Source organism: Pseudomonas sp. S2_F03, from assembly GCF_054668335.1.
The window spans coordinates 3832642-3854398 of sequence record NZ_CP162759.1 but is presented as its reverse complement, the minus strand read 5'-3'; the positions used below and the strand labels follow the sequence as shown (position 1 = coordinate 3854398).

The following is a 21757-nucleotide window of genomic DNA, read 5'->3' as shown; positions in this document are numbered from 1 at the left end:
CAGAAAAAAGTCGATACCCAGCATCAAGCGAACACTGGATACGATGCATTGTGAATGAAGCGCATCAAGCCAGGGATGATGTGAGAAGCATCCGGTCCAACGCCTCTAAGGGTTGCCGAAGCAAAGTTGCGCTGCTTCGGTAATCCCACAAAATACAAACCCGGCACGTGCTCCGCCTTCCCCTTGCGTTGGGTCAGGCTTTCATTGCCCGCCACATGCAGACCTGCCAAAAAACCAAGGTCCGGACGAAACCCGGTCGCGAAAACCAAACTGTCTACGTCAGTGTGCTGCCCATCAGCCCAGATCACGCCCGTTGACGTTATCTCCGTGAACATTGGCTTGCGCTCAAAAAGTCCCCGCTTGATCGCTCGACGATAGGTGCCATCATCCAGCACAGGGGTACTTTGGTCATTCAGCCAACGAGTCTTCTCCATCCCTGTCCACTTGAGCCAAGCATGAAAGTCCACACCGAGGATCTTTTGCGGAAAAAACCGAATCGATTCCCTTGTCGCCAATACGACGCTGCTGACTTGAGCCAACTCATGGGCAATTTGTACAGCTGAGTTGGCCGCACCTATGACCACTACTCGTTGATCACTCAAGCGGTCGACATTTCGGTAATCAGCACTGTGTAAACGTTGCCCGCGAAAACTCCCCAGCCCCTGAATGTCAGGGATGAACGGCTGATTGAATCCGCCAGTGCAAACGATCAATGCTTTTGAGCAGAAACGCTGACCATCAGATGCCTGAAGCAAAAAGAGTCCATCCTCCCTACGCACTCTCTGGACGCGTATGTTCTGCCGAATGGGTAGCTGGAAAGCGTCCGCGTACTGCTCCAAATAACGTACGACTTCATCGCGTAGCGGATAGTGCTTGGCTTCAGCTGGAAAGGGCATCCCAGGTAACGATGAGTAAGCAGCAGGGGAAAAAAGCCTTAGGCTGTCGTAGTAGTTGCGCCAGTTTCCACCTGGCTGGCTCTCAGCATCCAGTATGAGAAAACTGAGATTCTGCTGCCGCAGATGCCAACCGCACGCGAGCCCAGCTTGGCCCGCACCAATAACGATGACATCCGTGGGCTCATTAATTATGTTCATGTATGCGCACTCATGCATATATTGGAATGATAAAAAACTACTCAGATACACCAGGGCAGCAAAACGGAGCCAGACTCTTCATGTGCTGAAGCATGGCTTCGAGTCGTGTCACCACTGCCGGTCCATCCACCTCGTAGAACATCTGCCTGCTGACCTTGGTAGCGCGGACGATGCCGGCCTCTAATAGGACTTGCAGATGACGGGACACCACTGAACGCTCTTGAGGTAGCCCTTCGGCAATCTCACCGATATCTGCTCGCCCCAGTTGCATGACTCGCTTGAGCACAGCTACCCGCGACGGCTCGCACAGAGCTTTGAAGAAGGCTCCATCGAGAGAGTCGATGGCAGCATCAATTGCACGGGAACGCGTAGAGGTTCGGTTTGTCATGCGGATGACTATATGTGCATATCCATGCACGCGTCAATTGACCGAATGAACGTCAACAACAGATATCAATAGCGCCTGATCAATGACTGCAAGCTCCAGAATGATGAATTCGACCATCAGTTCTGGGTCGATTTCTGCCTTCCACGACGGGCAGTAAACGGCCAAAAGCAGACGGTCGTGACAGGCAGAGAGCAGCCAAAAGCGGACCCATCGAGGAAGGCTATCTGCGCTCGCTCTTTAGTTCGAGTTACCATGGGGCGTTGTGCGACCTCATTTTACCAGGGGCGGTAGGCAAGCGTCGGCGACCGTATCTTCTGAAAAAACTTTAATGCTAAAACAAATAAAAGTCAGTCAGCGAACAATGATCTTCAAACTAATTAATTACAACCATCTAATCTTCATACGCCCAATATTGTCGATTCAAACCATAAAATTCAACGTCAAGCAATCTAGCGTAACGAAGCAATAATTCCTGAATGCGACTCAGCCAACAAAGAGCAAGCGGCGATTAAATCTAGATAATGGCCTACCACCCTATAAATACACCTAATAAAATGAACATTTACAAAAAACTAAGCATCTAATGAGAGTGGCAAGGCTACCTTTCACACAAGCGGTTGGCGTATCAATAATAATTCGCCGATGCAGAAACAAGCTTGCCTGACCATAAATATAAACTTCATAATATTCAACACGATGCCTGTTGGATAATCCGGGAGCAGGTCGACTCGAATCTGCTTCATTGTCTGAGGAGACACTGATGAAAAGTATTCTTGTTCCATTGCTGGCCCTGGGTGCCGCGCTGACTCTGCAGTCAGCTCAGGCCCTTGATGGCGAGGCGCTCTTCAAGAGTAAACCCTGCGTTGGCTGCCATATGATCGACGCCAAAATGGTCGGGCCAGGCTATAAGGAAGTGGCGGCCAAATATGCCGGCCAGGCCGACGCATCGGCAACTCTGGTCAAGAGCATCAAAGAAGGCAGTACAGGCAAATGGGGGCCGATCGCAATGCCGGCCAACCAGGTGACCGATGAAGAAGCCAAGACCTTGGCCGACTGGATCCTGACGCTGAAGTAGGATTGCCCGAGAAAAAACACCCAAACCGCAGAAGCGAGCCCGCTCTCTTCTGCGAAACGGGCCACTCGACTACATCGTCGGGGTTTGCTGCAAAAGACTCAGATCGATCTCCTCAAAGCGCAACACCTTGCCGCCCTGCTCGCTGGCCAGTTTGCGTGCGGTCGCTTCTTCGGAAAATGACGCCAGGACCACACCCATGGAACCTTTAAGCCCAGTACCCACGACGTAGTAGGCTTTGGTTGCATCAATCAGAAAATGGTCGTCGGGTTTCTCCCAGGCACTTTTCCCCATGTCGTGCACATACAATTTCGCCTCAGTGTGGTGATTCTCCGGTTGAAGCCACCATCCGAGCATTTCCGCAGTGGAGCAGAATTTCTTGACCGTGCCTTTTTCCACGACCTCGCCCTTGGGCCCCGGAAAGTCGGCGATGACCATCCCGCAGACATGACACTCGTCACTCTGATGGAAGGCCACGGGCCCAAGGGTTTGCTTTTCCTCTGCGCGATCGTTGCACGCCGCCAATCCCAAACAGGTAAGGATGACGACCAGGGCGCGGAGCCAGGCCAGGTACAGAGTGTTCATCTCATTGTTCCCGAGTGTAAAAAATCAAGACAGCCGACGGCGAAACATCCAGTAGGCCAGCAGCAACGAAACCCCCAACCCAGATCAGCAGACAGAGCCAGAGCAACGAAGCCGGTACCGGTAAATCGCTGCTCAATGCCATTAGGCCGACAGCATTGCCGCTGCCTTCGAAACCGGAGAGATTGATCAGGCGATAAATGTCGGTCGGGTTGAGCAGCAGTAACCACGGCAACAGGTCCGGGTTGAAGCTGCCTTTACTGAGCACCAGCAACGCCAGCAGCGCCAGATCGAACACCAATACAAAAAGGAACCACACGCCCAACGCCATTCCGGCGGCACTGGATTTTTCACTGGCCTTGCTGCTCAACACGTAAGCCAGCGCCAGGAACACCCAGCCCAGCAGTGTGGACGACACCATGAAACGGCCGAACGCCCAGAGCAACAGCCCTAACTCGACATCATCGACCAACAGGGCGATGGCCACGGCGGCACAGCCAAATCCGATCAACGTGGCCAAAGCCAGGATCAGGCCGTGACCGACAAACTTGCCCAACAGAATTTGTCCACGGCCCAGCGGATAGGTCAGCAACAGCATCAGCGTGCCGCCCTCGTCCTCGCCGACGATGGCATCGTAGGCCAGCAACAGCGCGATCAGCGGCATCAGGAACGTCGCCAGGCTGGCCAAGCTGGCGATGGTTGCCGGAATCGACGTGAAGCCTACTTGCCCGGATGCCGCCGCGCCGAGCCAGGCGATACCCACCGCCAGAATGGCGAACAACAGACTGATTGCCAGAAGCCAGCGATTGCGCAGCCCGTCGCTGAACTCTTTGCCGGCGATACTCCAAATCTGTTTCATGGATGAGGGCCTTCTGTGCCGGTAGTCGCACGATTCATGTAATAACCGTAGAGGTCCTCGAGGGATGGCTGCAGTATCTCGATGTCCTGGGGCTGATCCTCGTGGAACAACTGGCGTAACAGATCGACTTTATGGCCGTTGACAGCCATTACCTCGACGCCGTTGCCGCCGATGGCCGTGGCGGTGTGCCCGGCGGCATTCCAGCGCTGCAACCACTGCTCGCGCCGGGAAAGACCACTGGCACGGATCCGCGCCGGCAAGTCGGCGTCTTCGCGCAGGCTGGACAGACTCCCGATCGCCTGTAAGCAGCCATTGGCCAGGATTGCCGCACGGTTGATATGCGCCTCGACGCCTGCCAACACATGGGAGCAAAGGATGATGCTCGCGCCCTGTTGGCGCAGACGGTCGATCAACAGATAAAGATCCTGGGTGGCGATCGGGTCCAGCCCCACCGTGGGCTCGTCCAACAGCAACAGACGCGGCTCGCCGAGCACTGCCTGAGCCAGGCCCAGCCGCTGGCGCATGCCCTTGGAATAGGTTTTCACCCGTCGGTCTGCGGCCCCCGTAAGGCCGACCTGCTCGAGCAAGTCGTCCACTTGCGTCAGGGCTGCGCCTTTGAGGCGAGCGAAATACCGCAGGGTTTCGCGGCCACTGAGTTGCGGGTAGAACGTCACGTTTTCCGGCAAGTAACCCAGTTGGCGACGCACGTCGGCTTGTGCCGGTCGGCAACCGAGGACGTGCACCTGACCGGCGCTGGCCTTGAGCAGACCAAGGATCAATTTCATCACCGTGGTCTTGCCCGCACCATTGTGGCCAAACAAGCCCAGCACCTCGCCTTCACCCAGACTCAGGGTCAAATCGCGCAACACGGTCATGCTGCCGTAACGCTGGCTTACGCCTTCGATCTCGACGACGTTCATAAGGTCGGCCGCTGTGTTTGAGGCATCGTCGGAAGGTTCATCAACGGGAAACTGTCTTTGACCCCCGGCGATTTCGTCACGGGAAAACTGCTCTGAACCCAACGCAGTAATTGAATGCTCGGGCTATTCATCAACAGACGAACCTGCGGATACAACCACAGCAGACGGTCGACGTTGTCATTGGGCTCGTAGATCACATCGCCCACCGCATCGTTATTGCGGTCCCAGCCCAGGTAATCGCTCCAGTAATTGCCCCGGCCATCCACCGACCATTCCTGCAAGCGGGTGGCGACGTATTTGACCTGCTGCTGATTGTCGACGAAGGCGTTGTCGGCGATCCGGTTGTCTTCGGAGCCCGCAGTGAGGTGAATCCCCACCGCGCTGCGTTCGAAATGGTTGTGTTCGATGACATTGAACAGCGAGTTGTAGATGAACAGCGCCTTGCCCTCGGCACCGCTGACCATGCCGCCATCGGCGGAACCGCTGCGCACGTCGCTGACGAAGTTGTCGCGCAACTCGGAATAGGTGATGTAGTTCATCAGGATGCCGTAGCTCTCGTCCTGCTCGGACCGGTTGCCAATCACCGTCAGTTTGCGGCTCTGCATCAAGGCATAGCCGGTGCGTGTGCGGCGGGTGGTGTTGCCGAGCAACTGGTTGTCGTTGGCGTACATGTAATGCACGCCGTAGCGCAGGTCCTCCAGGGTATTGCCCTGCAGCAGGTTGCCGTTCGACGTGTCGATATAGATCCCGTCGCGGGTCAACCGCACGTGATTACCGATCACCTTGGCGCCGTGCACGGCATACAGATGAATCCCGTTGCCGCGATCCTGGGAGCGAATGCTCGGGTCGCCTTCGATATCATTGTTGATCAAGCTGACATCGTGAGTGCTGTCCACCCAGATGCCGAAGCCTGGCCCTTTCATGCGGTTACCGCGTATCACCGCGCCCTGCGCTTTGGGACCAATGAAAATTGCCGCGTTCATCGCCGTCATGTCGCGCCCCCAGTCGAGCAATGTGCACCCCTCGATCCGCACGTCGGGGGCGCTGATGAACAGCGCGTTGCCCTGCCGTTGGGCATTGATGACCGCACCTTTTTCGCAATCGATCTGCATCGGCTGATCGACACTGAACTGCCCTGGGTACTCTCCGGCCGGCAACGTCCAGTGGTGATCGCCATCGGGTTGCAGGGGCAGCTCGGTGATGGGCCGTGGCGACGCCTGGGCGAATACCGATAGCAACACCAACACCAAAAGTGCCATGCCGTGTAGTGAGTCATCTGCCAGGGATCTGCACACTGCGTTTACCTTTTTCGCGGCCCCGATGTGCCCAGCCGCTCAAGCCTTCTCGACGAGCATTCGGCCGACCATTTCCATGTGCAGCGCATGGCAGAACCAGCTGCAGTAATACCAATGCAACCCCGGCTTGTCGGCGACGAAGGTGATCGATGAGGTCTGCTGCGGACTGATCTCCATGCTCACACCGTGGTTGGTCATGACAAAACCGTGGCTCACGTCCTCCACCTTATCGATGTTGGTGATGGTCACCGTGACCTCGTCACCCTGCTTGACGGTGAACTCGGTGACACCGTAGACCGGGGCCATCGAGGTCATGTAGACGCGCACCTTGTTGCCGTCATGGATGACCTTGTTGTCGGTCTCCAGTTTGATCCCGTCCTTGGCGGCGACCGCCACGGTCTCGGCGAAAAACGGGTCGTCGCGGTCCCAGATCTTTTTGGTCCGGATCTGGTCGCGACGGGCCATGACGCAATCGTGGGGTTCGGCGAAGGCCGGGCCGTCGTGCACCAGTTTCATCTCGTCGCCGGAAATATCGATCAACTGGTCGTTCTCCGGGTGCAGCGGACCGGTCGACAGGAAGCGGTCCTTGGAAAACTTGCTGAGCACCACCAGCCACTGGCCGTCGGCCTCACTGGTCTCGGTCAGCGAGGCATGGTTGTGGCCCGGCTGATACTGCACGTCGAGTTTCTGCTTGATGCAGTTGACCTTCTCGCCGGTGTACGCGCGAACGGCCTCATCGACGTTCCACTTCACCACCTGGCTGTCGATAAACAGCGTGGTGTAGGCATTGCCGCGACCGTCGTAGGTGGTGTGAAGCGGGCCAAGACCCAACTCCGGCTCACCGACCACCACGTCGCGCGGGTCCTTGAATTTGTCGTCGAACAGATCATCCAGCTTGGCGGTGGCGATGATCGTGCAGGTCGGCGAGAGTTTGCCGGCGGCGATGAAGTACTTGCCATCGGGGGTCATATTGATCCCGTGGGGGTTCTTCGGCACCGGGATATAGCGCGTGAACTCGCTGTCCTTGCCCTCGGTTTTGCGACCATCGACCACCGGTGACTTGGCGTCACCCAGGGTGATGAACTTGCCGGCCTTGATCGCCGCTTCGATGCGCGGGATGTTGAACACCACCACCCAGTCGCGCTCGTTGCGCATCATGCCGCCCAGGTCGTAGGCCTTCTCCGAGTTGTAGCAGGTCGAGGCCGCGTACTTGCCGGTGTAATCGGCGTCGGTGTTATCGAGGTTGCCCTCGACGATCACCTGGAAGGCCATCTCCATTTTTTCGGCATCAATGACGTTAAACATCGTGTAGCTGTTCTTGTCCTGCAGGTCGAAGGTGCTGCCGTCATTGGGGTGCGGAATGACGAACTCGGAATTGGCGAACACGTACTTGGTGTGCGGCATTTTCTGCAGACGCAACCCGTGAATGGTCTGCACGTTGGGCACGGTGAGCATCTTGTCGCACTTCATGATGTCCAGACGGATACGCGCAACGCGGCTGTTGGCCTTGTCATTGATGAACAGGTACTTGCCGTCGTACTTGCCATCTGTCATGGACAAATGCGGGTGGTGGCAGTCGCCATTCTGGAAGTGGGCGCTGTCGCCCATGACCCGTTTGCTTTCGTTGGTCAGGCCCCAGCCGGTAGCGGAATCAACGTTGAACACCGGGATGCGCAACAACTCACGCATGGATGGAACGCCCATGATCCGCACTTCACCCTGATGGCCGCCGCTCCAGAAACCGTAGTACTGATCCAGCTCGCCCGGCCCCACATGAATTTTCGACTGCGCGTCCTTGGCCGCCGCGGCCCAGGACTCGCGGCTGAATACCGCGCTACCCAAGGCCGTACCACCCGCCAGCGCAACGCCGGTCAGGGCTGAGACGCCGAGGAAACCGCGTCGGTTAAGGCCTGTGCCCTTCACCGTTTCATGATCTTTTTTCGACTTGTTATCGCTCATGGGTTTTGCTCCATCGGAGGCAGATAAAAATAAGCTCGGTCAATCCTTGATCCCTCGCGTGCTGCAAGGGCGGGTCAGGGTTCGAACACTTGCACCACTGGAATCAAGTCGGCGTGCGCTGGCACGGGGGCTGGTTTGTCCCGTGTCTTGCGCTTGTTCTTGAGTATCAGTGGCGGGCATTTGTTTTCGTTGTGATAGGTCATCTGGCAATCGAGGCAGTAATGGCACTCGTTGGCGTTGATGTGGCCATCCGGGTGAATCGCCTGGATCTCGCATTCCTTGGCGCACAGCTGGCAGGGCGTGCCGCATTCCTTGCGGCGTTTGAGCCAGTCGAACAGCCGCAGCTTGCTGGGGATCGCCAGCGCCGCGCCCAACGGACAGACGTAGCGGCAATAGACTTTACGGGTAAAGATGTTGATTACCAGCAGCGCCACCGCGTAGGCCACGAACCACCACTGGCGATCGAACTTGAGGGTGATGGCGGTCTTGAACGGTTCGACCTCGGCAAATTGCTCGGCGGTGGTCATCGACTCCAGGGAGATGCCGAATAACACCAGCAGAATGATGTACTTCACGGCCCACAAGCGTTCATGCAACGCAAACGGCAATTCAAATTGCGGCACCTTGAGTTTGCGCGAGGCTTCGTTGATCAGTTCCTGCAAGGCGCCGAAGGGGCACAGCCAGCCACAAAACACCCCTCGCCCCCAGAGCAGAATGCTGGCGGCGGTAAAGGTCCAGAGGATGAACACAATCGGGTCAGTGAGAAACAGTTCCCAGCGAAAGTTTTCAAACAAGGCATGGGCGAAGGTCAGGACATTGACCACTGAAATCTGCCCCAGGGCGTACCAGCCGATGAACACCACGGTGAAGACCAAATAGACGCGACGCAGCCAATGGAGGAAGCGCGGGTATTTGGTGAAGGTGTCCTGCAGGAACAAAATCACCATCAACACAGCCAGGGCCGTGCATAAGATCCCGATCTGAAACGCTTTCTGGTACCAGATATTGACCCACGTCGGTCTGTTGGCAACCTCGATGGCGGCCAGTTCTTCGGCGCTGGGCGGTGGACGCAACAGGTATTGCTCGGGCAGTTGGTAAGACAACTCGAAGCTACTGAACACGCCGTTGACCGCGCCGGTCTGGCGACGTACCAGCAACTCCAGGGACCAGGGCGATCCCGGATCAAACTTCGCCAGTTCGCGCACAATGAAAATCGACATTTCAGTGAATTCCGGCATGCCCTTGGCAAACACGTCGGAGAGCCGCTGATGGTCCATGTCGCGAAAGCTGATGACGTTGCCGAACTGGCGCAATTGCACCCGATCGAAAATCCCGCCGCGCACGTACCCCGAGCCTTTATAGGAATACTGGCCGCGCCCCAGCACCGCGATGGCCTGCTCGCCGGGCTTGAGGTCCTGCATGAGGAAACGATACTGATTGTCGCCCAGCAAATTGCGACCGATGGCTGGCGGGTTCAAATCAGCGGTGTACAGCTCGATAAAGGTCTCATCAACCTGATCGGCGGCGGCGTTGTCGACGCCTTCGGCTTCGGTGCCCTTGAAGGCGGCGTCGACCTGGCCACGGGTCAGGTTCAAGCGGCGGATGGCGCCGTTGCCAGTCAGTTGTTCCCAGGTGGCGGGTTCGTAAAAGTCCTGGCGCACCGTGGCGGGCTTTTGGTTTGCGCCGCCCTTGTCCTCAATCAGCTTGAGCGATACGGCCACCTTGTGCGCAGCGCGCATGATGATCTCGTTGACCACCATGACGGTCACCGTCGCTCCAGCGATCCCATCGACGGTCACCGCCTCTGGATCACTGGAGTGACCGACGACCACCCTTCGGTCGGCCTTGATCCCTTTGTATTTGGCATCGAAGGCATGAAGCTTTTCCACGGGAATGCCGATCAGCAGAATCGGCTCATGGTGTTCCAGCACATAGGCATCTTGAATAACACCGTGGGTATCGAGGATGACCTGCATGTTGATCGGTTTGCCCGAATAGGCGGGAATATCCACCACGTCCTGACTCTGGAACACATAACCGAGCAACGTTTTTCCGGTGCTGATGGTGCGAACCTTGAACTCGCCGTCAGGCTCTGAAAGGCTATCGCTGCCAGGAAAGGTTTTTTCTATCCGCTGCTGCTCCAGTCCGCCGTATTCCTTCGCTTGCAATCCAAGGCAGGCACAAAACAGCATGACCAGCATCAGTATTTGCCCATAGTTGAATGGGTGCGGATAACCGGATTTTGTGCGCGCAGGAATAATCATGGGTTCACTGAGCTTTCGATCCCTACTGAATGACCAGAAGGAAACATTTAAGCTCGGACGCCTCTTTATTGGATTTATGCTCTCAACAGTCCTCCTTACACACGAACATAGCAAACAGATTCAACCCGCAGAATTCGAAAAGTTTCATTCTTGTAAAACAGTAATAGTTCAGTATTAATTTATTTGCGTTTTCACACCAGTTAAACATCAACGCAACGCGCCCCCCCCAACACGCCGAGTCAAGCATCAAGGGCATAAGAGAGTCGACCTTCGCATGCAAAATGAGCAGGCCAGTCTATGAGTTATAGCTTTTTCGTCTAACGGCGTTGCTCCCGTCCGTCCCAGATTAAATAGTTACCGCTATATGGATTTTGATCGCGGCGACTAGAAAATCTATCAGCCGACATCAATGATCTATCACCACAACACCTGACATTTAATATTCAGCAAAAACCACAGCAACTTAAGAAATCGTCAAAATAGCAAACTTGAATCAATTAACACTTTCGTAACGCTGCTAATTATGTCCGGCACGATAGTGTTTAACTTGGACAGCCATCGGCCTTGGAACAAGGGAAAGCTCGTCGGGCACAAGGCTGCGCTCCGAGTCAGAGACATCTGAGCCATTCGAGTGTGGCTCCAACTGGCGGAGAAGTCTCACGTCAGCCCATGGGTCAGTTTTCAATCAGCGCCGACAGCTGCACCTCCACGCTGGAATGAAGGACAACCAATGCGCACGGGGCATTGGCTACTTGCTCTGACTCCATGATGCGGGCTTCATCCGCCCCACATGTCTGTCCCGCCACCTACGCCGTCCAGCATAAAAGGCCAGTCCCGGGATCATCGGATCTCGGGGGTCAGACAGGCTCCCAACGCTTGGGAAGAAGGTTTCTGAATCCGCAGGGGTAGAGAAGAAAATCCGCTGGCAGGAAAAAACGCGTTCACCGGTTCCTTATCCGGCGCCAGTGTGATCCGGTTGGTGCGTGCAAGCAGTTCTTCCATCACGATCCGTAGCTCCAGTCTTGCAAGCGGTGCACCGGGGCAGACATGAATCCCGGCACCATAGAGCAGGTTCAGCTCGGGATCGCGGTCGAGGCGCAATTCATCGGGATCCCCAAAGACCGCTTCGTCCCGATTGGCGGACGCCCAATTGAGGGCGATACGCGAACCCTTCGCCAGCGTGCGCTGGCCCAGCGTGACCTGTTTCGTAGTCACCCGACGGTTCATGATCAGCGGTGCATGAATACGCAGTATTTCATCGATGGCGGCAGGTAACAGCGCGGGTTGTTCGCGCAATTGCTGCTGCCACCCGGAGTTGATGGCCAGATAATGCGCGAGAATGCCGACTGAGGCGGAAATGGTTCCGAGTTCGCCGACCGTCCAGTTACGTAAAATGCTGACGATCTCGTCGTCTGTCAGAGGCCTTCCCAAGGACTGATCACGTAGCAAGATGGTTGTGATGTCGTTCGGCGCAGCAGCGCCGGCTGTACGGCGCACGTCCAGCAGATCCTTGATGTAACCGTCAAACTCGAGGGCCACGGCACGCAGGGCAGCGTCGTCTCTGGCCAGCGTGGCCGAGTGATTCTTCAGCGTCCACAGGCGCAGCGGTTCATGAAGATCGGCCGGCCAGCCCAGCCAGGCACACTGGATCTGCAACGCAAAGATCTGGGAAAATTCCCCTATCAGTTCGCAAGGGCCTTCATCCGGCAACGCCCGCACCAGACGAACAGCTATATCACGGCACCCTGGGGCAAAGGCATCCATACGCTCTGGGCTGAAATAAGGCTCGATGAGGCTCCGGTACACCGTATGCTCGGGCGGATCCATGCCATTGGGGACCGAGGGGAAACGCGAGACGGCATTACTGAAGGTTTCATGATCCTTAAGTACGCGCAGCACATCCTCATGCCTGAATAAGGACGTATAGCCATATTGACTGTATGCGACCGGGCAACGGTGGCGCATGTCGTCGTAGGCGGTCGTCTGATCCTTTAACACGGCTTCAGACCTGGGATCCCAATCAGGTTGTGATTTCTTGTCCATCGTTTACTCCATAAACCCGTCCCGCTGAATCCGGAATCAGGGTAGCAAGGTTTGTCGACCTACCCGTACTCGGTCGGGATATGTCGGAAAAGCCCGCTAGACTGAAACCGTGCACGATGTCCACTACGTCGGCATCACCCGGGTGAAGTCTGTACGGGCTTGTAGGAAAATCGGGCCACCAGCTGGCCAGGGAGATGTGATGAGCAAGCTTCAGCAGTGGTTAAACTCGCAGGGCAGCACTGCGCTGTGGGTGGTGTTCTGGCTCTACGGCGTAGTGCTCAGCAATGTACTGTTTGGCCTGATCCTGGTCGCCTTCAACAAAGTTGCCCCCTCCCTGTTCGGTCTGATGCTGCTGGGTTTTGTGGGCTACACCGCTTGCATGCTGAATGCTGTATGGCGCAATGCGGATAATGTCCGTGACCCCCTCTACGGTCAGATCGCTCGTTTCCTCACGGTGGCCTGGTCGATCAATGCGGTATTGGTTTCGGGATTTCTCTTCCTGAGCCATCTGAATGCCATGGCCTTCCCCCTGCCGCTCCCTTTTTAACTCCAAATAACCAGGGCCCTCAACGTGGGCCTTGAACGTTAAAGCCCTGATTATTTACCTTCTCGATCTGGTCAAGCCTCAGCAGCCCCTCAGCTATTGCGTCGAAAACAGCGGCAGGCGCGCGATGTCAGCCTGGGCCATTTCAATCTCGGCGATGGCATCCTGGGCGTGATCGGCCTTTACCCAGGTCATTGCGGAGTCACCAATGATCGCGCCAATTGATTGTCTGCATCGTTGATCAATATCAAGTCCATGATTTCTGGCGATCGCCAACTCGATTGGGCGAACCGGTTGAGCTCTGCCTGTTTGATTTACAACGCGAGTTGACGCAGCAATGCAAAGGCCTGCTTCATTTGGTCTTCACTGACGACGAACGCCCGTAGCTTCCCTGCCATGTCCAGCCCTTTGGCTACCAGCCCCTGTGACTCAAGGCTGATTTGCCATTGCAAGTCCTTCCGGCTGGTTTCTCCGGCCAGGTGCAGCGGCATTTCCGGGGTCTTGATCTTCACCAGCATCGCCGGGAACTTCACTTGCTCATCGCCACCCAGCACATTACGCGCCAGGGTCATGGCGCTTAACTGAATGGGTTGTAGAAACGGCAGCAGCTTGCCTTGGATTTGCGCGCAATCGCCAACGGCAAATATGTGTGGGTCAGAGGTGCACATGCGTTCATCAACTTCAATGCCACGATCAACCCGTAAGCCCGCCTGCGCCGCTAACGTCGTATCAGGTTTCAATCCGATTGAGGCAATGATCACATCGGTGGAGATGTGCCGGCCATTGGACAAAGTCGCCAACAGGCTATCGTCTCTTTTTTCAATGGATTCCAAAGCCTGGTTGAACACCATTTCGACACCCATCTGGCATAACCGATGCTGCAAGCGGCTACTCACCTCAACAGGCAGCAACGATGCCAGCAGGCTGCAGGACTTATCCATCAGTACCACTTGCTTTCCGGCACGATTGACGTCCATTGCCAGTTCACTGCCAATCAAGCCGGCCCCCAGGATCAGTACGCGCTCTGCCGCTCTCAGAGCATGTTGTGCATGACGGTATTCTTGCTGACTGTTCAAAGTCACCATCCACTCCCGTCCGGGAATCGGCGGAACGATGGCTTGCGCACCCGTGGCAAGAATCAGTTTGTCGTAGCTGAATGCCTCACTGCCGGCGTTGATACGCTTGTTTTCGCGATCAATTGCAGTCAGCTGGCAACCCGCATTCAGGGTTAACCGATACATCTCGGCAAACTCCGCCGCAGACTGACGAGTCATGTCGTCCGCGGTCTGATTGAGACTGATGACGTGACTCAGGTCGGGTTTGTTGTACTCATCGCAACTGTCTGCGGCGATCAACCGAATGGGCACCGCTGCATCGAGCCTGCGCAAGTTCTTGACCACCTGACGAGCCGCGAAACCGGAGCCCACAATGACGATTTCCTTGTTCATTTCGCCTCCGATGCAAGCTCATCGAATACCGATTTACCCAGTGAACATTCAGGGCACAGGAAGTAATCAGGCACATCACTCCAGGCCGTAGCGGCCTGCACATCCTGCATCGGCTCCCCGATCGCCGGGTCGTAAATCCATTGGCAGACACTGCACTGCATGCGCGGGCCGTTGTCCGCGATGGGTTCTGCCTGGGCAGTGGCGGTGGCTGCAGGTCGTGCGACTTGTGCTTGCGTCGATGAATGCAGCGCCCATTGCCGAGCGATTTCGCGGCCATGAGCTCGGCAAACCTCAAGCGAGTCACCGTCTGGCCGCCACTTGGCTTTGAGCGCCAATGTGGTTTCAAAACCAGCGTCCATCAAGCGCGTCTGGATACGGTCTACCGCCCCGCCATTCCAGCCGTAACTGCCAAACGCCGAAGCCTTTTTGTTACGAAAACGCATCCCGGTTATTTCCTCCAGCAGCGCGGCGACTTTCGGCATCATGACGTTGTTCATGGTGGACGAGCCCACCAGAACACCTTTTGAGCGGAACACGTTGGTCAGAATCTCATTCTTGTCGTGGCGCGCAACGTTGAAAATCTTCACAGCCACACCCGGATCGACTTCATGGATGCCTTGTGCGATAGCATCGGCCATCATGCGGGTGTTGTTCGACATGGTGTCGTAGAACAGTGTGATGCGGTCCTCTTGATAATCCGCCGCCCATTCCAGATAGCGGTGCACAATCTGCGTCGGATTGTCACGCCACACCACGCCATGAGCGGTGGCAATCATATCGACCGGCAGATTGAAACCGAGGATCTCGGTAATCTTAGGAATGACCAGGCGACTGAATGGCGTGAGGATGTTAGCGTAGTAGCGTTGGCACTGATCGAACAGTTCGTTTTGATCCACTTCATCATTAAACAGGTGTTCGTCGCAGTAATGTTGGCCAAAGGCGTCGTTACTGAACAGTACGGCATCGCCTGTCATGTACGTCATCATGCTGTCCGGCCAATGCAGCATCGGGGTTTCCACGAAAACCAACTGTTTGCCATTGCCGACATCCAGAGTGTCGCCGGTATGTACGACGTGGAAATTCCACTCTGGATGATGGTGATGACCGTTGATCGAGTCCACGCCATTGGCGGTGCAATAGATCGGCGTATACGGGATCAGCGACATCAACTCTGTCAGCGCCCCCGCATGGTCCTCCTCGGCATGATTGATGACGATATAGTCCAGCGTGTTCAGGTCGATTTCCATCGCCAGGTTCTGTATGAACTCCCGGCTGAACCTGTGATCAACCGTATCAATGAGTACTGTCTTTTCTTCACGAATCAGGTAGCTGTTGTAACTGCTACCTTTGTGGCATTTGTATTCTGTGCCATGAAAGTCCCGCACTTCCCAATCGCGCTGCCCCACCCAATGAATGTTGTTCTTGACGTGAATTGACATGACCTACCTCGGTATAGAAATGATGTTCTACACCGAAGTTGGCAATGTTCGTGCCAGATCACAAGCCATTGATTATAAACGATAAATAAAACAACAATTGTCAATATGACATTGTCCGATTACTGTCTTTATGACTAATTCATTGTCAAAGTGACAAAACATGAGTCTCTCCGTTGAATCCCTGGCACGCATCGCTATTCAGTTGCAAAGTGGCATTTCCCATCAGGACCGCTTTCAACGTCTGATCAATACCTTGCGCCAATTGCTGGGTTGCGACGCCTCTGCCTTGTTGCGTTATGAACAGCGACAGTTCCGTCCGCTGGCGATTGACGGCCTGGCACCGGATGTTCTGGGGCGTCGCTTCAGCCTTGATGCACATCCGCGACTGGAAGCCATCGCTCGCGCCGGTGACGTGGTGCGCTTTCCGGCAGAGAGTCATTTGCCTGATCCCTATGACGGACTGATACCGAGCCGGCAGGACCTCAAAGTGCATGCCTGCATCGGATTGCCATTGTTCGCGGACCAGACACTGATTGGTGCGCTGACGATCGATGGCATGGACCCGGCACAGTTTGATCACTTCAGCGACGAAGAGCTGCGACTGGTGGGAGCCCTCGCGTCTGCGGCCTTGACCAATGCATTGCTGGTGGAGCAACTGGAAAGTCAGAGCATTACTCCTCTCTCCGTCAGTAATATCCCGGCGGGCAAACCCGGCACCGAAATGGTCGGGCTCAGCGAAGTCATGCAACAGTTGAAAAGAGAGATCGAAATGGTGGCAGGTTCCGACCTGAACGTCTTGATCACTGGAGAAACCGGAGTCGGCAAGGAGCTGGTCGCCAAGGCCATACATGAAGGTTCATCACGCGCTGGCCAGTCTGTGGTCTATCTGAACTGCGCTGCGCTGCCGGAATCAGTGGCTGAGAGTGAGTTGTTCGGCCATGTTAAAGGGGCGTTTACAGGCGCTATCCATCATCGCACCGGCAAGTTCGAAATGGCTGATAACGGCACGCTGTTTCTCGACGAAATCGGTGAACTGTCACTGAATCTGCAGGCGAAACTGTTGCGGGTACTGCAATACGGCGACCTGCAACGGGTCGGTGACGATAACGTCTTGCGGGTCAACGTACGGGTGCTTGCCGCGACCAATCGTGATCTGAAGCAGGAGGTGATGAACAATCGGTTCCGTGCAGACCTGTTCCACCGTTTAAGCGTATTCCCTGTGCATGTACCACCACTGCGTGAGCGTGAGCAGGACATCACGTTGCTAGCAGGTTTTTTCTGCGAGCAGAGCCGGGAACGCATGGGATTGAAACGGGTGGCTCTAGCTGCCAACTGTCTGTCGTTGCTCAAACAGTACTCGTGGCCGGAAACGTTCGCGAACTGGAGCATGCTGTTTATCGAGCGACAATCATTGCTCGTGCGACCCAGCAAAGTGACGAGCTGCTGCTTGAAGCACAGCATTTCAATCAGGTACCCGAGCAGATGGATACGACGCCTGTTGCTCTAGATGTTCCTTCCCTCGGCGTTGACCAGGGTCTGCGGGATGCGACGGATGACTTCCAACGTCAGCTGATTGAAAACACGCTGAATAATTGCGCAAGGAAATGGTCTGCCTGTGCTCGAATGCTGGATATGGACGTGGCCAACCTGCACCGACTGGCGAAGCGGCTTGGTTTGAAATAACACTCACGGCCGATCAGGGCTCAATTCAGCCAGAACTAAGCAGTGATCGACTGACCGATTGCAGGTCAGTCAAGGCCGCTACCGACACCGGCGTCGCGAAGCTGCATTACCCGACGCACTACCCGCTCTAAGCTGACGTCAATCATGCTGACCCACATGTCTGTCTCGCCACCTACGCCGTCCGGCATAAAAGGCCAGTCCCGGGATCATCGGATCTCGGGGGTCAGGCAGGCTCCCAACGCTTGGGAAGAAGGTTTCTGAATCCGCAGGGGTAGAGAAGAAAACCCGCTGGCAGGGAAAATCGCGTTCACCGGTTCCTTATCCGGCGCCAGTGTGATCCGGTTGGTGTGTGCAAGCAGTTCTTCCATCACGATCCGTAGCTCCAGTCTTGCAAGCGGTGCACCGGGGCAGACATGAATGCCGGCACCATAGAGCAGGTTCAGCTCGGGATCGCGGTCGAGGCGAAATTCATCGGGATCCCCAAAGACCGCTTCGTCCCGATTGGCGGACGCCCAGTTGAGGGCGATACGCGAACCCTTCGCCACCGTACGCCCGCCCAGCTTGCGAAATCGCATTGCACGGGCGACTCTATCGATCATCTGCGAAGCCGCATGAGTCGTTAGGGGGTGGTGGGTGGGCAAGTCTGTGCAATTACCCAGCACGACCCCTAAGCTTTTCGTTGATACGCAATCTCATGTGTTTAGAGTAATGACTCCGCTCCCGCAGAGAAGGTCGGAGACGGCGAAGTGAGCGCTAAAACACGATATGACCCATCGAGCCCAAGCTATTCGGTGAGGGCCACTTACGAGAGAAACCTCGGTGCAGAGGAATTCGCACATCCTTTTCCTTGATTTTGACGGCGCTTACACCCCCGACACCGTCGACTTGTCTCGCCTAGGCCGACACGGAAGACCGAAGGTACTCTTTTTATGTAGGCGCCGATTCTTGCCAATCTACTCGACGATTTTCCAAATCTCATTGGTATTGAGCACCAGTTGGCGCACTGGCGTTTAGGGCAATTGCGTCCACTTAACAATACGCGGCGTCGCCCTTATCGGCCGGGCGAAGGAGATGTGCTCCGGCCCTTTACACGATTGAAAATGAACATGACTGCTCAATGCTGGCGACAGAAAAGGCTCAATCCCTAAAACCCAGACAGCCTGCCCGACTGTTATCGGAACTGAGGCCTTTACCGGTATTGCAACTTACAAATGTTAGTTGAGCACTGGAGGCGTCGGAATATCCCTAGCATTGATACTGCGCCCACATGTCAAAGTCACTCATCGGGTACCAATCGTCCAGCCATGTACGCACACACACGCACAAGCTATCAGTCGGGAAGTCAAATTGACTATTTATTTGTCATTATGACCTTTGTCGCATTAGGTCATAATGACTATGTATTTACTTAAGCATTTGATATTAATCGAAAAAATTATTGGCTCGTTTTGTGTATTGAATAGTGAACTTAACGCCAACCCAAAGGGACAATGTCATGACTCGTTCAATCGCGCTCAGTTTTACCCTATGTACACTGCTGTCTCCGCTGTGCCAGGCAGACCAGATAATCCGTGAAGTCCCCGACACAACCGCTGGCAGAGGTTTCGGCGCCTTGACCGGAATGATGGTTGGCGCGGCAGGCGGCCCGATTGGTGCGATAGTCGGCGCAACTGCCGGTTTTTTCGCCGGCAGTGCGGTACAAGCAGGCATTGGCAAGTCTGAAACCGCTTATGAAGTGAAAAACGCGCAAGGCGAGATTAGTACGGTGCGCTCACCCAATGCGAGTTTTGAAGTCGGGCAGCAGGTCACGCGTAAAGGTGCGCGACTGGTGGCATCTGAGGAGTAAGAAGTGAAACAGTTTCATGTAACTGATAGAACTGCTTTTTAGGCCCGCTTGCGGGTCTTTTTTTAAGTCGTTTTTTGAAATGTATTATTAAATAATTCGATGATCGATCAGCTTTCTAATAGATTCCCACCACTCGATGTCTTCGTCCATGGCCTGCCCGGTCAACCCTGAGGCATGATCCTCTTTGTTGTCGATTGGCCCTTATGCGCTACGCAGAAAATCGGTCACATACAAATAGCGGAGCTTGGTGAATTTCGAAAATAACCGTGGCATTAAACATTAACTGATTTTGGATCAACCAAAGTTTACTTAACTATGCCGACTATGCGTTGTCCGAAAAGTTTGAACATGGCTTTTTACAGTTGTCGGCACCCAGTAAGGACCAACGATGCGCGCTCATGTATTCGAAAACCATTTTGTGGCGTTGCTATCGTAGAATTTTAGTTGACAACTTTCTCCATCGCGGCAGGAAGTTATACATCTGATGGGCCGAGCCAAAACCAAAGCCGAACCCAGAACGTTCACCGGGCCGCGACTCCTTTGGGGGGTTCGCTTGTCCCCGTCGGCATCTGGCGGATGATTGGGTGTCCGGCAGGTACGTCGATGGCGGGCTCACAACTCGGACAGTTTCGAAATCGCACCACACGATCGACGCTATCGACCATTTTGGAGGTCGTATAAATCGTCAGGAGATGCAATAGCCCGGTCTTGGATTTCCGGTCAAGCCGAAGTATGTCTAAAGCTGCTGCTTGAACGTAACAATCAGATGTTCAGCGAAGCACATAGCTTGAACTGCGCCGCCCTTGATCTTCTCGATCGGCTCTATCTGGATTGGAAGTTTTCAGCCAGTATCATGAGAAGAGACGAAATACCGATCTCAAATATCATGACGCCATCGAGCACTTACGGTTGATCATGACTGAATACCATGCACCTCCGCCCTCGATAGAGATACGCTGATCATTTGCTTCGCCTCGATTATTTCAATTTCTTCTGTGTGACTGCCACTACGACTGGTTAAAATTTTATTCAATTTCTTGACAGCCATGTGAAGTCTACTAACCTCAAGATCATTCAATTTCCCAATTTGAACCACGGCACTCAAATAACAGCGCCTGGTATCGTTAATAATTAGTGCCCTTTCTCGGCTATTCGAATCCTGACTCAGGCAATCGTCAGTGCAGCAGAAGTCGAGGTAGCCTGCCTCGTTCCGAGCACCGCAAAGCCGCTGCGCATGCGCATAACGCTCTTCCTATTGATTAATACCTACCCGGCAGAGCGCTATTCCAGAAACTTTCCACCTGCACTTTCCATTCGGGAGGCAGCCGTGCACAACGTATTGAAGCTCGTCAGCTATGCAGTGCTCGTGCTGATGGCCAGCGCGGTCGTCTATGCCGGAGTGATCGGCATCACCTATTGGACCGGCATCGGCGTATAGGGAGTTCGCAATGAACAAACGCCAGACACGCTCATTCGCGCTGATATCGACGGCGATCGCCGCTGTGGTGTTTCTGGGCATGACCGTTGATAGTCACCGGCAGTTTCCCACACTGACCAACGCTCAACAGATCACGCCGCAGGTGACTCGCGGCAAGGATGTCTGGCATCAATACAATTGCATCAATTGCCACACCCTGTTCGGCGAGGGGGCTTATTACGCCCCGGACCTGACGAAAATCACCCAGCAGCGCGGCGCCCCTTATCTCACTGCGTTCCTCAAAGACCCCTCAAAGTTCTATGACGAGAAACGTCATCGCAGACTGATGCCGAACCTGAAACTCGGCGATGAGGAAATCGCCGATTTGATCGCCTTCCTCGACTGGGTGAGCAAGGTCGACAATCAAGGCTGGCCGCCGCGCCCGATTCTGGTGACCGGTGCGTCCATCCCCGGCATGGACCTCACCGTGGCACAGCAGAATGCCACCGGCGGCGACCAACCACCTCCCGCCGCTCGCCCGGTGTCCGGCAAGGAAGACCCGATCGCCCTGGGCGAGGCGTTGTTTCGAACGACCGCAACGCCGGTGTGCAGCGCTTGCCACTCGATTGCGCCGGGCGTCAACCTCGCCGGGCCATCACTGGCCGGGTTGGCCAGCCGCGCCAAGCAGGTCATCGCCTCGCCTGACTACAAGGGCAAGGCCAAGGACGCCGAAGGTTTCATCCGCGAATCCATCGTCACGCCGAGTGTTTACCTGCATCCGGGCGACATGTTTTCCGCCAACGGCATGTCCTTCATGCCGGACACCTTCGCCAAATCGCTAACGCCCGAACAGATCGATCAACTGGTCGCCTATCTGGCGTCGTTCCAGTAACCGCAGGGGATG

The 21757-nt window shown here is 55.3% G+C and carries 18 protein-coding genes and 1 pseudogene; 7 read left to right on the top strand and 12 right to left on the bottom strand.

Translation table 11 applies throughout. From position 1 onward, the window contains the following. Positions 1-23: 23 nt before the first annotated feature. The gene (locus tag AB4N76_RS17960; RefSeq protein ID WP_460163332.1) at positions 24-1094 is read right to left on the bottom strand and encodes a flavin-containing monooxygenase; all 1071 of its coding nucleotides are present in this window, start codon (positions 1092-1094) and stop codon (positions 24-26) included. Positions 1095-1131: 37 nt separating this feature from the next. Continuing rightward, complete coding sequence (locus tag AB4N76_RS17955) at positions 1132-1482, bottom strand: ArsR/SmtB family transcription factor (RefSeq protein WP_460163331.1); 351 nt, start codon at positions 1480-1482, stop codon at positions 1132-1134. 760 nt (positions 1483-2242) lie between these two features. On the opposite strand from AB4N76_RS17955, the gene AB4N76_RS17950 reads away from it, so the two are divergent. Continuing rightward, entirely contained in the window at positions 2243-2557 is a 315-nt protein-coding gene (locus AB4N76_RS17950) for a c-type cytochrome (protein ID WP_460163330.1), read from the top strand. Positions 2558-2626: 69 nt separating this feature from the next. On the opposite strand, the gene AB4N76_RS17945 is transcribed toward AB4N76_RS17950, so the two are convergent. The 7 genes and pseudogenes from AB4N76_RS17945 to AB4N76_RS17915 all read right to left on the bottom strand — a co-directional run bounded on the left by AB4N76_RS17945 (position 2627) and on the right by AB4N76_RS17915 (position 12476). Further along, positions 2627-3139: a nitrous oxide reductase accessory protein NosL gene (locus AB4N76_RS17945; protein ID WP_046046015.1), complete on the bottom strand. Its 513-nt coding sequence runs from the start codon at positions 3137-3139 to the stop codon at positions 2627-2629. Between the two features lie 24 nt (positions 3140-3163). Next, positions 3164-3995 (bottom strand): annotated as a pseudogene (locus tag AB4N76_RS17940) (ABC transporter permease). Beyond that, complete coding sequence (locus AB4N76_RS17935; RefSeq protein ID WP_046046013.1) at positions 3992-4915, bottom strand: ABC transporter ATP-binding protein; 924 nt, start codon at positions 4913-4915, stop codon at positions 3992-3994. The pseudogene AB4N76_RS17940 and the gene AB4N76_RS17935 overlap by 4 nt, the downstream one beginning before the upstream one ends. After that, positions 4912-6174, bottom strand: a complete 1263-nt coding sequence (locus AB4N76_RS17930) for a nitrous oxide reductase family maturation protein NosD (RefSeq protein WP_460163329.1) — start codon at positions 6172-6174, stop codon at positions 4912-4914. The genes AB4N76_RS17935 and AB4N76_RS17930 overlap by 4 nt, the downstream gene beginning before the upstream one ends. A gap of 75 nt (positions 6175-6249) precedes the next feature. After that, the gene (gene nosZ / locus AB4N76_RS17925) at positions 6250-8169 is read right to left on the bottom strand and encodes a TAT-dependent nitrous-oxide reductase (RefSeq protein ID WP_460163328.1); all 1920 of its coding nucleotides are present in this window, start codon (positions 8167-8169) and stop codon (positions 6250-6252) included. 74 nt (positions 8170-8243) lie between these two features. Beyond that, a complete protein-coding gene (gene nosR / locus AB4N76_RS17920) occupies positions 8244-10370 on the bottom strand; it encodes a transcriptional regulator NosR (RefSeq protein ID WP_460164622.1) in 2127 nt (708 codons plus the stop codon). Between the two features lie 903 nt (positions 10371-11273). Next, on the bottom strand, positions 11274-12476 hold the full coding sequence (locus AB4N76_RS17915; RefSeq protein ID WP_460163327.1) for a cytochrome P450: 1203 nt from the start codon (positions 12474-12476) through the stop codon (positions 11274-11276). A 199-nt stretch (positions 12477-12675) separates the two neighbouring features. Here AB4N76_RS17915 and AB4N76_RS17910 point away from each other — a divergent pair, with 199 nt between their 5' ends. Next, on the top strand, positions 12676-13023 hold the full coding sequence (locus AB4N76_RS17910) for a hypothetical protein (protein WP_460163326.1): 348 nt from the start codon (positions 12676-12678) through the stop codon (positions 13021-13023). A 311-nt stretch (positions 13024-13334) separates the two neighbouring features. On the opposite strand, the gene norW is transcribed toward AB4N76_RS17910, so the two are convergent. Further along, on the bottom strand, positions 13335-14468 hold the full coding sequence (gene norW / locus AB4N76_RS17905; RefSeq protein WP_460163325.1) for an NADH:flavorubredoxin reductase NorW: 1134 nt from the start codon (positions 14466-14468) through the stop codon (positions 13335-13337). Further along, positions 14465-15907 carry an anaerobic nitric oxide reductase flavorubredoxin gene (norV, locus tag AB4N76_RS17900; protein ID WP_046046006.1) on the bottom strand — a complete coding sequence of 481 codons (1443 nt, stop codon included), beginning with the start codon at positions 15905-15907 and terminating at the stop codon, positions 14465-14467. The genes norW and norV overlap by 4 nt, the downstream gene beginning before the upstream one ends. A 160-nt stretch (positions 15908-16067) precedes the next feature. Here norV and norR point away from each other — a divergent pair, with 160 nt between their 5' ends. After that, complete coding sequence (gene norR, locus AB4N76_RS17895) at positions 16068-17414, top strand: nitric oxide reductase transcriptional regulator NorR (RefSeq protein WP_460163324.1); 1347 nt, start codon at positions 16068-16070, stop codon at positions 17412-17414. Continuing rightward, the gene (locus AB4N76_RS17890; protein WP_460163323.1) at positions 17390-17590 is read left to right on the top strand and encodes a hypothetical protein; all 201 of its coding nucleotides are present in this window, start codon (positions 17390-17392) and stop codon (positions 17588-17590) included. The genes norR and AB4N76_RS17890 overlap by 25 nt, the downstream gene beginning before the upstream one ends. A gap of 206 nt (positions 17591-17796) precedes the next feature. Here the strand turns inward: AB4N76_RS17890 and AB4N76_RS17885 are convergent, their stop codons facing one another. Beyond that, positions 17797-18165 (bottom strand): cytochrome P450, encoded by a 369-nt coding sequence (locus AB4N76_RS17885; protein WP_460163322.1) that lies wholly within the window; start codon positions 18163-18165, stop codon positions 17797-17799. Positions 18166-19085: 920 nt separating this feature from the next. Between AB4N76_RS17885 and AB4N76_RS17880 the strand changes: the two genes are divergently transcribed. From AB4N76_RS17880 to AB4N76_RS17870, 3 genes are all read left to right on the top strand, one after another. After that, positions 19086-19436 carry a hypothetical protein gene (locus tag AB4N76_RS17880; RefSeq protein WP_046046003.1) on the top strand — a complete coding sequence of 117 codons (351 nt, stop codon included), beginning with the start codon at positions 19086-19088 and terminating at the stop codon, positions 19434-19436. Positions 19437-19765: 329 nt separating this feature from the next. Then, positions 19766-19921 carry a hypothetical protein gene (locus AB4N76_RS17875; RefSeq protein WP_460163321.1) on the top strand — a complete coding sequence of 52 codons (156 nt, stop codon included), beginning with the start codon at positions 19766-19768 and terminating at the stop codon, positions 19919-19921. A gap of 963 nt (positions 19922-20884) precedes the next feature. After that, positions 20885-21745, top strand: coding sequence for a c-type cytochrome (locus AB4N76_RS17870; RefSeq protein WP_460163320.1), 861 nt, complete (start codon positions 20885-20887; stop codon positions 21743-21745). The last annotated feature ends 12 nt before the right edge of the window (positions 21746-21757 follow it).

Bases quoted from the DNA above. Each gene is read 5' to 3' on its own strand.
- norR (WP_460163324.1), top strand. From the start codon at position 16,068: ATGAGTCTCTCCGTTGAATCCCTGGCACGCATCGCTATTCAGTTGCAA.
- nosR (WP_460164622.1), bottom strand. From the start codon at position 10,370: ATGCTGGTCATGCTGTTTTGTGCCTGCCTTGGATTGCAAGCGAAGGAA.
- norV (WP_046046006.1), bottom strand. From the start codon at position 15,907: ATGTCAATTCACGTCAAGAACAACATTCATTGGGTGGGGCAGCGCGAT.
- AB4N76_RS17960 (WP_460163332.1), bottom strand. From the start codon at position 1,094: ATGAACATAATTAATGAGCCCACGGATGTCATCGTTATTGGTGCGGGC.
- AB4N76_RS17890 (WP_460163323.1), top strand. From the start codon at position 17,390: ATGGATACGACGCCTGTTGCTCTAGATGTTCCTTCCCTCGGCGTTGAC.
- norW (WP_460163325.1), bottom strand. From the start codon at position 14,468: ATGAACAAGGAAATCGTCATTGTGGGCTCCGGTTTCGCGGCTCGTCAG.
- AB4N76_RS17910 (WP_460163326.1), top strand. From the start codon at position 12,676: ATGAGCAAGCTTCAGCAGTGGTTAAACTCGCAGGGCAGCACTGCGCTG.
- AB4N76_RS17870 (WP_460163320.1), top strand. From the start codon at position 20,885: ATGAACAAACGCCAGACACGCTCATTCGCGCTGATATCGACGGCGATC.
- AB4N76_RS17880 (WP_046046003.1), top strand. From the start codon at position 19,086: ATGACTCGTTCAATCGCGCTCAGTTTTACCCTATGTACACTGCTGTCT.
- AB4N76_RS17915 (WP_460163327.1), bottom strand. From the start codon at position 12,476: ATGGACAAGAAATCACAACCTGATTGGGATCCCAGGTCTGAAGCCGTG.
- nosZ (WP_460163328.1), bottom strand. From the start codon at position 8,169: ATGAGCGATAACAAGTCGAAAAAAGATCATGAAACGGTGAAGGGCACA.
- AB4N76_RS17935 (WP_046046013.1), bottom strand. From the start codon at position 4,915: ATGAACGTCGTCGAGATCGAAGGCGTAAGCCAGCGTTACGGCAGCATG.
- AB4N76_RS17885 (WP_460163322.1), bottom strand. From the start codon at position 18,165: ATGCGATTTCGCAAGCTGGGCGGGCGTACGGTGGCGAAGGGTTCGCGT.
- AB4N76_RS17930 (WP_460163329.1), bottom strand. From the start codon at position 6,174: ATGGCACTTTTGGTGTTGGTGTTGCTATCGGTATTCGCCCAGGCGTCG.
- AB4N76_RS17945 (WP_046046015.1), bottom strand. From the start codon at position 3,139: ATGAACACTCTGTACCTGGCCTGGCTCCGCGCCCTGGTCGTCATCCTT.
- AB4N76_RS17955 (WP_460163331.1), bottom strand. From the start codon at position 1,482: ATGACAAACCGAACCTCTACGCGTTCCCGTGCAATTGATGCTGCCATC.
- AB4N76_RS17950 (WP_460163330.1), top strand. From the start codon at position 2,243: ATGAAAAGTATTCTTGTTCCATTGCTGGCCCTGGGTGCCGCGCTGACT.